This window comes from Paenalicyclobacillus cellulosilyticus (assembly GCF_014647315.1).
Lineage (GTDB): Bacteria > Bacillota > Bacilli > Alicyclobacillales > Alicyclobacillaceae > Alicyclobacillus_J > Alicyclobacillus_J cellulosilyticus.
Map to the genome: position 1 here is coordinate 336 of NZ_BMOY01000136.1, position 267 is coordinate 602.

Below are 267 nucleotides of genomic sequence, written 5' to 3' on the forward strand. Positions count from 1 at the left end.
TCGAATAGTAACAAGCTTTGTCTCATTATCCAGATTAAAGCTTACAACAAAAGGGCTCATATCACCTGAAGCGTTAATTATAATTTCTGGGCCATCTTTTTGAGGCCGGTTCGTATCCCATTGCAAGCGAGCGGAGGTAGGAATTTTTTGGAATGAAAAAATCCCTTTATCAGAGACTTTTTGCCAAATACCTTGTGGACTATAACGAACAACTTGATATCCTTTGGAGCTTAAATCGATGCCTAACGTACTCGCTTCCAGTATGGC

The 267-nt window shown here is 40.1% G+C and carries 1 pseudogene; it reads right to left on the reverse strand.

Going from position 1 to position 267, the window contains the following annotated elements:
- Nucleotides 1-267: pseudogene (locus IEX97_RS13775) on the reverse strand (hypothetical protein); the annotation flags it as partial.